Raw genomic sequence first — 14,943 nt, forward strand, 5'->3', positions numbered from 1 at the left:
TCTTTTTTTTCTTATTTATACGATACCTTGTGCGATCATGGCATCAGCTACTTTAATAAAACCTGCGATGTTGGCACCAGCCACAAGATTGCCGGCTACGCCATATTCTTCCGCAGCATCCACGGCACTGCTGTAGATGTTTTTCATAATCTGATGCAGCTTTGCATCCACTTCTTCAAAGGTCCATGACATTCTCATGCTGTTCTGGCTCATCTCCAGCGCGGATACGGCAACCCCGCCTGCATTGGCGGCCTTAGCCGGTCCGAACAGCACGCCGCTGCTGATGAACTGCTCAATCGCTTCCAGCGTGGAAGGCATATTGGCTCCCTCACCGATGGCTTTTACGCCGTTCATGATGAGTGTCTTCGCTGCTTCTTCATCCAGCTCGTTCTGCGTGGCGCAAGGAAGCGCGATGTCGCATGGAATGTTCCAAATGCCCGCGCAGCCCTCGGTATACTCGGCATGCGGGTGAATCTTGACGTATTCACTGATCCGCAGGCGATCCCGTTCCTTCAGCAGCTTGACGGTTTCGAGGTTAATTCCGTCCGGATCATACAGGTATCCATTGGAATCACTGCAGGCGATGACGTGCGCACCGAGCTGCTGTGCTTTTTCAATCGCATAGATGGAGACGTTGCCCGAGCCGGAAACCACGACGCGGCTGTCTTTGAAGCTAAGGCCTTGCGAAGCCAGCATCTCCTGTACGAAATAGACGCAGCCGTAACCGGTTGCTTCCGTACGTGCCAGGCTTCCGCCATAGATGACGCCTTTGCCTGTCAGCACCCCGGCCTCATGTCCTCCGCGGATACGCTTGTATTGGCCGAACATATAACCGATCTCGCGAGCGCCGACACCGATATCACCGGCAGGCACATCGGAATCAGGTCCGATATGGCGGTAGAGCTCAGTCATGAAGCTCTGGGTAAAACGCATGACTTCCTGATCGGATTTGCCTTTTGGATCGAAATCCGAACCGCCCTTGCCTCCGCCGATGGGCTGGCCTGTGAGCGCATTTTTGAAGATTTGTTCAAAGCCAAGGAATTTGACGATGCCGGCATAAACCGAAGGATGGAACCGGATGCCGCCTTTGTACGGACCCAGCGCGCTGTTAAACTGGACGCGGAACCCGCGGTTTACTTGGGTTTTGCCTTGATCATCCACCCATGGTATACGGAAGGTGATCATTCGTTCAGGCTCGACAAGGCGTTCCAGAATACCGTGTTCCCGATATTTCGGATGCTGGGCTAAAACAGGGACGAGGGAATCTACAAATTCCCGGACGGCTTGATGAAATTCTTGCTCGTGCGGATCTCGGGCCACCACTTGGTTATAGATGGATTCCACATAGTCTTTCGCGGCAGTAAGGGGTGAAGAAACAGAAATATTCGTAGTCACTTTTGCGATGCACTCCTTCAAATCGTTAAAGTAGAATTGCGTGATAAATCGTCGGTTTTGCTGAAAAGAAAGCCTGTCTTGGACAATTTGTACTAAAACATTAAAAGTTTGCACTCAGCATTTTTAAGTTAAAAAGAATTTTATAGAATCTTGCCTCGTATTACCAATAAAATGTTTTTTGCGAACTCATTAAATATTTCTATAAAGTTGTCATTTGGTGTAAGTTAATAAGCCATATCCCCGTGTTTCGTGTAGCGAAAATGCAAAAAATGATCCGAATTTGTCATGGAAAAATACAAATAAAAGGAACTTTGCCTTCAATTTTTTCGGCATGTTTAGCGTCTGGTCATATGGAAAAATTGGAATCTTATTACAGTGATTAAAGGCATGAAAAAGTTTTCGGCTGCTATGTTTATTTTGGCAATAAGTACCTTGACGGCATAATAAAAAAAGATCGAAACATCCTAAACGGCTGTTTCGATCTTCTTATTCATATAAGGATAAGTCCGGCCTTATTTCGAAATATCGATAAATCCTTCGCCAAACACGTCGCGTACGTCGTGAATCGTCACAAAGGCGTTTTTATCCTCCGCACGGACGATTTTTTTGAGCATGGAGACTTCCTGTTTACTGATGACGATGTAGAGCACATCTTTGGTCTGACCGGTGTAATATCCATAGCCCCGAAGCACGGTCACCCCGCGGTCCATAATCTCCGTAACCCGAATCGCGATGCGGTCATGATGAGTTGAGATGATAGTAACGGCCTTTTTGGGATTCAAGCCCTCGATAATGAACTCCATCGCCTTGGTGCCGATATAGAGGATGACCACGGTGAACATCACCTTCTCGATCCCGATTACAAAGACGGACAGTCCGGCCACGATCAGGTCAAAGAACAGCAGGGCATAACTGATATTCCAATCCCAATATTTATTAGCCAAACGGGCCAATATCACCGTACCTGCCGTTGTGCCGCCCACCCGGACGATGAGTCCAATCCCGACGCCGGCAAACAGTCCGGCGAAGATGGCATTGATCACCGGCTCATCCGAAGCGATGTGCCAGTTCTCCGTCAAGTGCAGGAATATCGAGTGAAAGGCAACAACGATAATGGTATAGACGGTCGTTTTTTTATCCAGAAGCTTATAGCCGACAATCAGCAAAATTCCGTTAATCACTATGCCGACCAGCGCCGGGGACCATTTCAGCACATAAAACAGAATAATCGATATCCCGGTAACGCCGCCTTCGCCAAAATCGTTGGGAATGACGAATAAATTGACGGCCAGCGCAAAAATAAATGCCCCAATGAGCAGCATGATCATATCAAACGCTCTTTTTTTCATACGATATACCTCCATGACTTTCAACAAGCTCACAAAAAAAGCGACTAAAGGAAAAAATCATCCTTTAATCGCTTTATGCAAACACAGGTTGCGCAGCTCTTTTGATATTCTCATTATAATAATCATTACATGGAATGTAAATGATTTTTAATTCACTGAATGTAGGAGACGGCGCAAGCTGCCTACGTTGTAGCCCCCTTTGCAGGCGGGGCATTTTTTACGGGGGTTATCGAGAGGAAGGCAAGAATAGGAGCGCAACATTTCGAAATGGGGTCTGTGATAAAACTAAAAGTGAAAAAAGAAGAGGGGATGATGAGAAGATGAATACATTGAATGGGAAAGTTGCTTTGGTTACGGGCTCCAGCCGAGGCATCGGACGTGCTATCGCGATACGATTGTCGAAGGAAGGAGCGTTGGTAGCCGTTCACTATGGCAAGAACCATGAGGCGGCGGAAGAGGTCGTCAGCGAGATTATACGGGCTGGAGGAGAAGCTTTCTTGGTAGGGGCAGATCTCGCCTCCTCGGATGGAATAAGTGCCCTGTACGGGTCGCTGGATGAGACATTGAAAGCACGAACAGGTAATACGTATTTCGATATTCTGGTTAACAACGCAGGGATCGGCTTAGTGGAAACCATCGAGGAGACCACGGAGGAGAGCTTTGATGAAGTGATGCGAATGAACGTGAAGTCGCCATTCTTCATGATTCAGCAGGCTCTGCCACGTCTTCGGGACGATGGGCGCATTATCAATTTATCTTCTGCAGTAACCCGAATCTCCTTGCCCAATATTCCGGCGTATACGATGACGAAGGGGGCCATTAATTCGCTGACCCTCTCTCTGTCGAGCCAGCTGGGTTCCCGTGGAATTACGATCAATGCGATACAGCCCGGATTCGTTGCTACCGACATGAATGCTGCCATGCTTCAGGACCCGGCCTCGTTCCAATTCGGAGCCGGTTATTCGATCTTCGGTAGATGGGGTGAGCCTGGGGATATCGCGGACATAGCTGCATTTCTGGCATCTCCGGACAGCCGCTGGATCACCGGTCAATGCATCGATGCCAGTGGAGGCTCCCATCTGTGATGACGGTAGCTCCAAGGACCTAATGAATTCCTTACACCGGTGGTATGATCCCCTTTTTCCAGCACTTCCTATATAATGTTGAAGAAGTTCGTAGATAGGAAGTACCAGGATGGAGGAAAGGCCAAGGATGTGGAATATCGATTTTGAGCACCAGTATGACAAACGTTCCGGTGCAACCGGTGAACAAATGGCCCGTTTTGTTAAGGAGTGGAATACGGAGCTGTCTGCGCAAGAAATGGAGGACATCAAGGGAAGACAAGTGAATCCTTTTCACAAAACGTCGCCCTTTTACGACCAATATACGCCGCTCGATCCCGCAGGCTGGAAGCTGCCTCAGCGAAATTTTCCCGCTAGCTATTTAGACCTGTTGAAGTACTCCAACGGCGGAGACTTTCAACAAGGAGAACGTCTTTTTCAGTTCTTTAACACGGATGACCTGAGGGAGATGAACCTGGCTTACGAGCTGCCGGAGTATATGCCGAATGCGGTGTCGTTTGCCATGGATGGAAGAGGAAATCATTATATGTTCGATATGAGGGAAGAGCCGGTAAACGGTGAATATCCGATTCTGTTTGCCCATTCCGGCAGCTTGGGGTATGAGGAGAGCGAACGGGTTGCGGATTCTTTGCCGGCGCTATGTACGGAGAAATGGGAGCTTTATTGAGAAGGATAGGAAGGCAAGCAGGGAAACTCAGGATATAATTGAAAAAAGAATATTCTTATTGGCATGGTTATCATCTATTGAACAGGAGAAGGGCCCCGCGCGTGATGTGCGGGCTCTTATATTTTGCGCTTAGTTGCCGTGTACGTATCATGTAACAATGATGATTAAGCCAGTACTTCAACAGTAAAACCGCCCGGAGCTTTAACGTAGAAGGTCCATCCGTGGGTTCTTCGGGGCTCTGTGACATCGAAGCCATCAACGCTTAGGCGCTGATGGAGCTCATTTACCTTCGCTTCGCTTTCCTGAATAAAGCCAATATGAAACGTCTTGGGATAGTTAACCTCGGTACCACGCATTAAGGTCAGCACCATTCCTTGATCGTCAAACAGCGACACAAACGTCTGACCACGCTCCCCCCCGATTTTGAGTCCGAAATAGGTTTGCAAAAATTCCTTTGCCGCGGTTACATCGGTGACGGTGAGGTTAAGATGGTTCAGTATCATATCGTGCACACTTCCTTTCCAGCGAATAAGTGATTTCTTGATTCAAGCGTAGCACATGAAAGCAAGTGGAGGGCTTACGCCGGTTTAGGCCCGGAACGGGTGGCAAAACCCGTCACATAAGTCGAATGTTTCAGATAAGGCTTTATTTTTGTGTGATCGAAAAAAAAGCTTCCGAATACGGATTGTCATCACAGATGAGCGGAGCATCTGGTATAATAACATCACATTAATTGATAATGATTATCATAATCAAGGAGGGCGTTTCGTGTCACTACCTTCAACAACTAAACTTCCCCCTCATTTTTTTCACATACCGACTCGTTTGATGGGATTGGATGAAGAGATTCCGAGCGACAGGGGAAGTCATCAAGAGCAGAGCTATCGTATCGTGATCATCCAGGAGGGAGAGGGCCTGCTGCTTGCGGATGGGCGCTCCTTTCCGGTTTTCAGAGGAAGTGTATTTGGTTCAGGCAGCCAAACGAAACTCAAGCTAGAATCCACAAGATTAACGCCTTTGCGGGGGCTTTATATGGAATATCGATGCTTATGTATAGATGACAGCGCATCTTACGGAATTGAATGTAATGTTCCGATTCATGACATTCCGTCCGAGATTTTACGGCTGGCCGGAGAACTTGAGAGTATCTGGGGAGGCGCGGATCACGGGGAACCTTTTCAGCTGCAGCATCTGTTCATTAAACTGCTGCAAGAGATCCATGCAGAGACGGTATTCAGATCATCTTCACAGCATCGACCTTGGGTGGAACAAGCCCAGCAGTATATGGAAGAGAATTACCATAAGGATCTGACAAGAGAGCAGATGGCCGCTATGGCGGGTGTCAGTCCGGAGCACTTCTCGCGTATGTTTCGCAAGCATGCCGGTCTTACCTTTAATGAATACTTGACCCTGTTTCGAATACGCAAAACGCAAGAACGGCTGTTGACCGGATCGAAAGATTTAAATACGCTGGCGCAGGAAGTAGGGTATAAGGAGGGCTTGTATCTCAGCCGTAAATTCAAGGAGGCCGTAGGCGTATCTCCCACGGATTATAAACGCAAACCGAAGCGAATCGCCGCATTAAACCTTAACCATACGGCATCATTGTTGGCGCTTGGCGTTACTCCCGAGTTGGGTGTGTATACCCCTTGGCTTAAGCAGACCCCACACAGCAATCATCTGAGTGCAGAGCATTGTTTTGACCCGTATGCTCTCGCATTCGATCATTACTATAAGACGATAGCTTCATCCCATCCGGATCTGATCATCAGCTACGATTCGGCAATGGAGAACAAGGCACTGCTCGCTTTGGCGCCTGTCCTGAAGCTGCCGTTCAAGACGATGAGCTGGCGCGAGCAATTCCGCTTCATCGCCTCCGCAATAGATAAAGATGCGGCAGCGGAGGAATGGCTGGCGCGTTACGACGAACTGGTCGCTCACTCGAATGAGGTACTCAATGGAGTGCTTGGGAAGCGGGGAAGCGCCATCGTCTGGGAAATTTGCGTGGATACCGCCTACTGCTTCAGCGGCAGCTTCGGCAGAGGGAGCCAGATTCTATACCACGATATCGGATTTCAACCACCTGCCCGGCTGGTGGATGAAGGCGTGCATCGTCGTGGGTTCGTGGAAGCGAATATTAGCGAGATCGCTTCTTATGCAGCCGATCATATATTTATTACGTCGCTACCTAACCATTCGTATGGCCAGAAGCGCGTCGATGCATTGTTCAGTTCCAAGGAGTGGCTGCATTTGGATGCGGTTCGGCACAATCGAGTCTATGTCCTGGATCAACCCGAATTGTTCTTCGGTTATGATCCCATCTCTACACAAGCACAGCTGCACGAAATGATAAACGCGCTGACAGAACATCATAAATATGCATGAACAGATATCATTTTAAGGCATAGTCATATGAAGGGACGGGCGGTAAAGTATATTTGAGAATGATTATCGTTATCTATAAATAAGGGGGATATGAAGTGTTTTCTTTTCGTAGTTTGAGCAGAAGGCGTGTAACTCTTGTTACCGCAGTGCTCTTCCTGGCATTTATGCTCAGTGCCTGTGGGGCGGGAGAGACAAGTAAGAGTAACACGGAGACCGTACCGACAGCAACAACGGATTCGTCACAAACGATGGAAACGAATTTAGTGGGAAAATCCAAAGTGAAAACTGTCTCCACCATCAATGGCGATATCGAAGTTCCGGTGAGTCCGCAGCGCATCGTCGCTGAAGAATATTTGGGCAGTCTGATTGCGCTCGATGTCATTCCGGTCGGAGCCCCAGGGTTAACCATTAAAAATTATTATTTTAAAGAATCTTTGGAAGGTATTGAGGATATCGGGGATTACGGAAAACCGTCGATCGAGAAAGTCATGGCTGTAAACCCGGATCTTATCATTACCGGCAATGGGGAAACAACCTATGAGCAGCTAAGCAAAATCGCTCCCACCATCGTTATTCCATATGGAGATTTAAAGAATGCCCATGAAGAGCTGACTTATTTCGGCGAGTTATTCGGTAAGGAAGAGGAAGCCAAAACCTGGCTGGAGGAGTATGATCGGCGTATTGCCGCAGCCAAAGCTAAAGTCGATGCAGCGATTCCGGCGGATGCGACCTTTAGCATTATGGAAGACGGCGAGAAGTCAACCTGGGTGTACGGCGATAATTTTGGTCGTGGCGGGCAGCCTGTCTATCAGGCTTTGGGAAGAAAGCCGCCAAGCGGAGTAGCTGCGGAAATACTGGATAAGCAATGGGCTGAGTTAACGGCTGAAATGATAGGGAAATACGCGGGCGATTACATTATTATGACGTCCAATACACGAACGATCGAAGATTTCCAAGCGGATCCGATTTGGGGCAGTCTCCCTGCGGTCAAGCAGGGGAACATGTATTCATGGCCGGAGGAGCGTTCATGGTATTACGATCCGCTTGCTGTTCTAGCCCAGACGGAAGAATTGGCGGAATGGCTCTCCAAGAAGAATTGATACATAACAAAGGTGCTCTCCTGAGTCTTGTCATACAAGATGAAGGTAGAGCGCCTTGTTTTTTAATGTGATCCTATTCTTGAACCTCCTGGCCCTAAGTATAAAGCCACTTGTGGGAGACGAATTAAGAACGTATTTTGCCAAATAATCTGCTATACTACTCAGTAGACTTACCCCCTTATTCAGAAAAAAAAGGTGAATTTTCATGCTTTCATTTACTAGACTAACCAAATGCAAACCCCCGATCCCGTAATTTCTTTGCCAGCCAACTAGAGATTTTTTGAAATGATAAGGGGGATGTTAGCTGTGCAAAGAAAAATCTCAAATCCATCCATATGGCTATTGATTGTTCTTGTGGGTTTCCCGCAAATTAGTGAAACGATATATACACCATCATTACCGGACATTGCCCATCAATTGGGAGCAAGCAACAATGCCATCCAACTGCCGCTCAGCATTTACTTCCTGGGCTTTGCCTTCGGGGTGTTTTGCTGGGGGAGGCTTTCGGATTCCCTCGGACGTCGTCCTGCCATGCTGTGGGGCATCCTGGTTTATGGAATAGGCTGCTTGGGCTGCTACCTATCCGGTTCGGCCGAATGGTTATTGGTGAGCCGATTCATTCAGGCTTTCGGTGCCAGCACAGGCTCGGTTGTCACCCAAACCATTTTGCGTGAGAGCATCGATGGAGCCAAGCGCCATGCGGTGTTTGCCCAGATTTCGGCTGCGCTTGCGTTTACGCCCGCCATCGGGCCGCTCATTGGCGGATGGGTAGATCAATCTTTTGGTTTCAGAGCAGTGTTCTTGACGCTGGTTTTGATGAGCACCGCCATTTTGGCGTATACCTGGACTTCTCTGCCTGAGACCAGGGTAAAGTCTGTATCGAAGATTAACACCCTTTCCGTGGCCAAGCGCCTGGTCTCCGACCGCAGAATATGGGGATTCGGTTTTCTCATTGGAGCCACTAACGGCATATTGTTCAGTTACTATGCGGAGGCCCCGTTTATTTTTATTGAATTTTTTCAGATGAGTCCCGGCGGGTTTGGCTTCTTCGGTATTTTTGTTGCGATGTCGTCCATACTGGGTGCGATGCTGTCGAAGAAACTGCTGACAAGGCTCCAGGCTGAGCGCATTATCGTGATCGGCACGATTATTACGATGCTGGGGGCCCTTTGTCTTACCGTTCTTGCTGTTAGCGGAATTAATGCCACCCTAATGGATATGGTGTTGATGGTAGCGTGTATTTTTATTCTGCTGCTTGGCATCGGAATGGCGATTCCGAATTGCCTTAGTCTGGCGCTGAACCAATATGGAGATGTGCTCGGAACGGCAGGAGCGATCTTCGGATTGGGTTATTACGTTATCGTCAGCGTGATTACCAGCGGCATGAGTCTTCTTCACAATGGCTCGTTAATCGTGATGCCCTTGTATTTTCTTGGACTTGGCGTAGTCATGGTCTGGGTGAGCAAGAAGCTTGCTGGGCATTCGCTGAGGTAGTTTGGCATTTAAATAAAGTTATCATATAGGATTGTATAAAGAAGCTGTCCCCTTCCTTGCAGGAGGGGCGGCTTCTTCTTGTTCCACTGGATTAATAGAGCGGCGGTGGTACACCTACCGATAAAGATTCCTCGCCGTGGTGGAATATTTATCCATGGTCTGGTAACATTTTAGCTAGATTTATGAGGAGGGGTTCCGAATGAAAGAGCTGGGAATCGACAACCCGGACTTGGAAAATGAGATTATAGCGACGGTTGAGACGGGGAATGAGCTTGAAGAGGCTGGGAAGCCTTCAGAGGCTCTTACATATTATGAAAAAGCGTGGTCCATGCTGCCCGAGCCCAAGCTAAGCTGGGAGATTGCGAGTTGGATTGCATCTTGTTGTTCCAGTGTTTACTTTGCGAGGGGGGAGTTTGAGCAGGCCAAACCTTGGAGCGAAATCTCGTTGCAAACCAGAGGCTCCAATATCGACACCGGACCGCTCATTGATCTCGGCATGGTCTGTTTGGAACTCAAACAGCATGAGGAGGCCTTCCGATATTTTGACGAAGCCTATCGATACGGGAAGAAGAGGGCATTCCAGGAAAGACCGAAGAAGTATCTTGATTATTATCTGGGTCAAGTCAAAGGGTAAAACGGGGATGCGGGTCAGACTTCGATTTCAGAGTGTTTATCTGACAGGGAAATCGGAACGGAGGCGAGTGAAATGAGCGATGTGTGGACAGCATCGATGAGCGGGGTTCCCTGGAGCACGGACAACATGGACAGTGCCGTTAAACAGCTGAGACACCGTGCAACCATCGGTTTTGTTGTCGGATCAGACAACGCTGGAGATTTGCTGAAGCTGGACGAGCAGGTGTTTTCCAAGCGTCCGGATTTGATATTGCATATTTATCATGCAGAGGCGAATGGTCGTTATACGGAGGAATTTCTGGAGACGCTCGCAGGATTGAAGTTTGTCGCTGCTCTGCATTTAGATCTCAAACAGCGGCAGGATTTGAATAGTCTGGGTGCGATGGATCGAATGGAGTTTCTTAAGCTGCGCTCGCCCAAAACGCAAAGCCTCGATTTTATCCGGAACTACAAGTTTCTAAAATACCTGGAGCTCAGCGGTAAATTTGATGATCTAGCGCCGATTGCCGACTGCCTTCGGCTGGATACGCTCGTTCTGAACTGTGCGATCGATCAACTGAGTTTTGTAGTGGATTTGCCCATGATGAAGTATCTGGCCCTAGACAGCTGTACATTGAACGGTTCGCTTCACGTGCTGGCCGATTCGAATGTAAGCATGCTGAGGTTGTCCTCCGTCCGAAACCTGGTGAATATCGATGCCCTGGCGGCATTGGATCAGCTGGCCTTTCTGCACTTGTCGCTGCCGAAAGTCGAGCGCTTGTGCGATTTCTCGTCTATGCGAAATCTTCGGCAGCTTGAACTGGATTACATGAAATCCTTGCAGGAGATCGGGAATCTGTGGACCGCGGACCGGTTGGAGGTTCTAATGCTGAAAGAGATTTCTACAAGGATCAAGGCGGAAGCCTTGGACGGCTTAACAAAAATGGAGTGCCTGCGTCAGATCGACTTCCGGTTTATCGATTCCGGCAAAGGCCGAATTGCTGCTCTCCGCAAGCAAATGGCGGAAGCGGGCAAAGAGTATCTTCTCTATGAGAATATCCCTGAGGAGAGCCGAATACGCCCGATGGCTCTTGAGCATCTGTCAGGGATCCTGATGTAAAAGCGAAAAGGACACAAAATAATGAAAAGCCCGCTACGCTATGGTAGTGGGCTTTTTCCGATATCAATCTTTGGATGCCTTCCCAGTCGCCACCGGGTTCTCCTCATAGCTGATCCAGTCGCTCCAGCTGCCCGCGTACAGCTTCACATTGCCGTAACCGGCTTCCTCCAGGGCAAGCACGTTCGGACAAGCGGTGACGCCGGAGCCGCAGTATACGATAATCTCGGCATCTTGCGGGATGTCCGAGAAATTCTCGCGGATCGCTTCTGTTTCCTTCCAATGTCCAGAGTCGTCCAGGACACCCTTCCAGAAGTAGTTCACTGACCCCGGAATATGCCCTGCTTTGGAGTCCATAGGCTCCTCCAATCCGGCATATCTGCGCGGTTCGCGTGAATCGATGAGGGTTTTGTTACCATGCTGCGAAGCCGCGCGCACCTCATCTACGAGGGCCAGCTTATCCGGTTTAAGGTTGATTTCATATGGTACCGGAATGACGATTGGCTGATCGTCCGTTACCGGATACGAAGCGTTCTTCCAAGCCGTAAACCCTTCATCCAACACATAAGCCTGTTCATGCCCGGTGTATTTCAGCAGCCACCATAGTCGGCTGGCCATGGCTCCGCCCTGGTCGTCGTAGATGACGACACGGCTGCTCTCCTGAATGCCGGACTGGCCGAGACGCTTTGCAAGCTGATCCAGGTCCGGTAGAGGATGGCGTCCGCCATGTTGGGTGACAGGGGAGGAGAGGTCCTTTTCCAGGTCCAGGTATACGGCACGCGGAATATGCGATTCCTCGTAAGCGGCTCGGCCGCTTTCCGGCTTGCCGAGGGCAAAACGGCAGTCGACGATGACCAGATCCGGTTCATATAGTCTCGCCAGCAGCCATTTCATTGACACGATATTGTTCATATACCAGGACACCGCCTTCTATTAAGAAATTATGAGATTAAGTAACCGAATTATATCATATTGCTGCTTCCGATTACGTATATAACTAAAAAGTCGACCTGTCTCATAGAAGGATGAGATCAGGTCGACGATATGAGAATGAATAATGGCAAGAATCAGGATGAACGCTTTATTTCTTGATAGCTTGAAGCAGCATGGAGGTGTAAGCCTCGGCGCCTTCCGGCTCCAGATGGACACCGTCAGACCGGAAGTATTCCGGATGATCCTTACTGGCTGAATACCAATCCACCAGCGTAACTTTCGGGTTCCGTTCGGCTGCTTTGGCCAGCATGCCGTTCACGTTCTGTTCCCAATCGCGCGGAACCCGCGTGTTGATAAGCAGAATCTGTTTAGCCGAATCCAGAGGGCCCAGAAGGGAATCGAGATCCTTTTGCGAGAAAGCGCCGTTGGTTCCGAGCCCGATGATGATAATGCCGCCATCTATCCGATTCTGGGTCTTCATGGCAGGGATCAGGTCATCGGCCTGACGCATTTGGCGGCCTATCTCCGCATCGATGTGAATGCCGGGCAGGGATTTCTCCAGATAAGGGGATACCCCGAGCATGACCGAATCTCCAATGGCCGTGATGGCGGACTGGGATACCGGAGGATTTTGAGGCTTATTCGTTGGCCTCGTATGATTGCTCTCTCTGCCTGTCGTTTCGGTTGCCGCGTCCTTGGATGGATCCGGCTTATCTGCCTTATTGTCACCAGGTTTACCCGCTTTATCTTCATTCGGTTGATCCGGGATTGTTTTTTCGGAATCAGCCCTATCCCGGTCTTCGCTCCCTGCGTCGGTGTTCCTGTCTTCGTTGTCAGCGTCATTTCCAGCAGGAGGGTCCGGCTCTTCGTTTCCGCCTGCATCTTCATCTCCAGAATGTGTCGCTTCGTTCGGAAGCGGCATTTCATCCGTTTCTTTAGCGGGCTCCGGCTTCTTAATAACACCAGGCTGCTTTGCGTCGGCAGGCGGAGGGGAGATGTTACCGTCGTCAGTGCCTTCAGGAAGCGGCGTTTGTCCTTGCGGTGGCTCCATCACTCTGGGCTCTCCGCCTTGATTCTGATCCGGCTCTTCCGGGGCAGGGTCATCAAGGTTCAGCATGGCAGCGATATCGCCTACCGTTCTCGCAGAAGATACGCTGCTCATCATCCCTGAGCAAAAAATACCGATTAGAATAAGCGAGCTTAGCGACACGACCCAGCCTCTTAATGAAATCGAAGCCGGACGGCGGCGAATGGAGCGGGCTTTAAACCATACTTTCTTCAGTCCGCCATGTCGTATCGGTTCTTCAACATACTTCCAGGATAGGGCGGCCAGCAGAACGCTTGCCGCGATTTGCAGTGCAACCTGAGGCAGACTCAGATTGCCTGCGCCGGATCCAGGCGAGGTCAGGATCATCACCGGGTAATGCCATAAGTAAATGCCATAGGATCGAACGCCAATCCACAACAGGGGCTTCCAGCTTAACAAGCGACTGATCGAAGCTGCAGGATGCGCCAACACCGCAACGAGGACGGCGGCGGCCATAGAGAAGAGGAACATTCCCCCTTGATACAGGAACGAATCGTAACGGTCCACCCGCCACATCATGAACAGTATGATGAGCATTGCCACTGCGCCTGTTAGGTTGAGTCTGCGCCGGGCAGCCCTTGAAACATGGGTGGACAGCTTCCAACTGGGCCATACGATAGCAAGCCCCGCTCCGATGAGCAGTCCAAACGCCCGGGTATCCGTTCCATAGTAGACCCGGCTAGGATCATCTCCCGGCTGATAGATCACTGCCATGGCGAGAGCTGAAATCGCGGCACCGGCAGCAATGAAAGTGAACAGCTGTCCCCTGCGGGGGAATAGCTTGAGTACGGCTAACATGATTAGGGGCCACAGCAAGTAGAACTGCTCTTCCACGGCAAGCGACCAGAAATGCCCCAGAGGAGACGGTGGGCCAAATGATTCGAAATAAGATTGCTGCTGAAAAATAAACTGCCAGTTGCTTATGTATGTAACCGCACCGAGCACCTCACTCCGAAGCGTAGCCAGCCGAGATCGGTCAAATAGCGTAACCCACACCACAAGAATGAACAGCATGAGCAGCATGGCCGGCAGGAGACGGCGGAACCTTCGAATCCAGAAATCTTTCAGATCGATCCGGCGTTGATGATGCCATTGGGATGCCAGAATATCCGTAATGAGATAGCCGGACAGCACGAAGAATAAACTGACTCCGAGAAAACCACCGCCTGCAAAACCGAAATTCCAGTGGTATCCCATCACTCCGATCAAGGCGAGGGCCCTCAGCCCATCAAGACCGGGCATGTAGCGTGAACGTGGCTTATCTGATGCCGGCACGGAAGATCGCTCCTTTCGAAGGATCTGCGCTTACGCCGCCCTGGAACAGCCGCTGCGATAATATGTAGGACATATTCTCAAACGTCTGGGTGCTGAATAGTGAATGTGTCATTTGGAACATGGTAAACCTTCCCTTTCCTTTATAGGAGGATATCTTAAATTTAGGAGACGCTTATCGAATCCTGTAATATCCTGCAACACGATGTCATAGCTAATACTATCATTCCAGGAAAAACAGAAGGTGACAAAAAAGTGAAGCTACGGCTACATTATGATGTCAATAATAAAACATATTTTTCATTTGAAAGGAAAAGTCTACACACCTCGTTATCCATGATTCGGTAACCGGCTGTTAGCTGTATCGCAATACGCCATAAGAAAGAGGAGGTCCCTGCCTCCTCCAATATCAGGATGAATAGACATCCACGATTTTCCTTTTATTAATGT

Annotated in this window: 13 protein-coding genes; 7 read left to right on the forward strand and 6 right to left on the reverse strand. The window is 49.4% G+C overall.

The window, feature by feature from the left end:
- Positions 1-15: 15 nt before the first annotated feature.
- Positions 16-1,395, reverse strand: coding sequence for an NADP-specific glutamate dehydrogenase (gene gdhA, locus ACQKPA_RS23900; protein WP_427494985.1), 1,380 nt, complete (start codon positions 1,393-1,395; stop codon positions 16-18).
- A gap of 512 nt (positions 1,396-1,907) precedes the next feature.
- Positions 1,908-2,744: a YitT family protein gene (locus ACQKPA_RS23905; RefSeq protein WP_427494987.1), complete on the reverse strand. Its 837-nt coding sequence runs from the start codon at positions 2,742-2,744 to the stop codon at positions 1,908-1,910.
- 320 nt (positions 2,745-3,064) lie between these two features.
- Between ACQKPA_RS23905 and ACQKPA_RS23910 the strand changes: the two genes are divergently transcribed.
- Both ACQKPA_RS23910 and ACQKPA_RS23915 read left to right on the forward strand, forming a co-directional pair.
- Complete coding sequence (locus ACQKPA_RS23910; protein ID WP_427494988.1) at positions 3,065-3,829, forward strand: SDR family oxidoreductase; 765 nt, start codon at positions 3,065-3,067, stop codon at positions 3,827-3,829.
- A gap of 127 nt (positions 3,830-3,956) precedes the next feature.
- Positions 3,957-4,493 carry an SMI1/KNR4 family protein gene (locus ACQKPA_RS23915; protein ID WP_427494989.1) on the forward strand — a complete coding sequence of 179 codons (537 nt, stop codon included), beginning with the start codon at positions 3,957-3,959 and terminating at the stop codon, positions 4,491-4,493.
- A gap of 164 nt (positions 4,494-4,657) precedes the next feature.
- Here ACQKPA_RS23915 and ACQKPA_RS23920 read toward each other — a convergent pair whose 3' ends face one another.
- Positions 4,658-4,996: a VOC family protein gene (locus ACQKPA_RS23920; RefSeq protein WP_427494990.1), complete on the reverse strand. Its 339-nt coding sequence runs from the start codon at positions 4,994-4,996 to the stop codon at positions 4,658-4,660.
- A gap of 265 nt (positions 4,997-5,261) precedes the next feature.
- Here ACQKPA_RS23920 and ACQKPA_RS23925 point away from each other — a divergent pair, with 265 nt between their 5' ends.
- The 5 genes from ACQKPA_RS23925 (at position 5,262) to ACQKPA_RS23945 (ending at position 11,204) form a co-directional block, all read left to right on the forward strand.
- Positions 5,262-6,878 (forward strand): helix-turn-helix domain-containing protein, encoded by a 1,617-nt coding sequence (locus tag ACQKPA_RS23925; RefSeq protein ID WP_427494991.1) that lies wholly within the window; start codon positions 5,262-5,264, stop codon positions 6,876-6,878.
- Between the two features lie 95 nt (positions 6,879-6,973).
- Positions 6,974-7,978, forward strand: coding sequence for an ABC transporter substrate-binding protein (locus ACQKPA_RS23930; protein ID WP_427494993.1), 1,005 nt, complete (start codon positions 6,974-6,976; stop codon positions 7,976-7,978).
- Positions 7,979-8,284: 306 nt separating this feature from the next.
- Positions 8,285-9,472, forward strand: coding sequence for a multidrug effflux MFS transporter (locus ACQKPA_RS23935; protein ID WP_427494994.1), 1,188 nt, complete (start codon positions 8,285-8,287; stop codon positions 9,470-9,472).
- Between the two features lie 199 nt (positions 9,473-9,671).
- Positions 9,672-10,106: a hypothetical protein gene (locus ACQKPA_RS23940; protein WP_427494995.1), complete on the forward strand. Its 435-nt coding sequence runs from the start codon at positions 9,672-9,674 to the stop codon at positions 10,104-10,106.
- A 72-nt stretch (positions 10,107-10,178) separates the two neighbouring features.
- Positions 10,179-11,204 carry a hypothetical protein gene (locus ACQKPA_RS23945; RefSeq protein ID WP_427494996.1) on the forward strand — a complete coding sequence of 342 codons (1,026 nt, stop codon included), beginning with the start codon at positions 10,179-10,181 and terminating at the stop codon, positions 11,202-11,204.
- Between the two features lie 63 nt (positions 11,205-11,267).
- On the opposite strand, the gene ACQKPA_RS23950 is transcribed toward ACQKPA_RS23945, so the two are convergent.
- The 3 genes from ACQKPA_RS23950 to ACQKPA_RS23960 all read right to left on the reverse strand — a co-directional run bounded on the left by ACQKPA_RS23950 (position 11,268) and on the right by ACQKPA_RS23960 (position 14,617).
- Positions 11,268-12,113: a sulfurtransferase gene (locus ACQKPA_RS23950; RefSeq protein ID WP_427494997.1), complete on the reverse strand. Its 846-nt coding sequence runs from the start codon at positions 12,111-12,113 to the stop codon at positions 11,268-11,270.
- 169 nt (positions 12,114-12,282) lie between these two features.
- Positions 12,283-14,496 carry an acyltransferase family protein gene (locus ACQKPA_RS23955; protein WP_427494998.1) on the reverse strand — a complete coding sequence of 738 codons (2,214 nt, stop codon included), beginning with the start codon at positions 14,494-14,496 and terminating at the stop codon, positions 12,283-12,285.
- Entirely contained in the window at positions 14,480-14,617 is a 138-nt protein-coding gene (locus ACQKPA_RS23960; RefSeq protein WP_427494999.1) for a hypothetical protein, read from the reverse strand. The genes ACQKPA_RS23955 and ACQKPA_RS23960 overlap by 17 nt, the downstream gene beginning before the upstream one ends.
- Positions 14,618-14,943 lie beyond the last annotated feature (326 nt).

Source organism: Paenibacillus sp. NPDC093718, from assembly GCF_050279985.1.
Lineage (GTDB): Bacteria > Bacillota > Bacilli > Paenibacillales > Paenibacillaceae > Paenibacillus_AQ.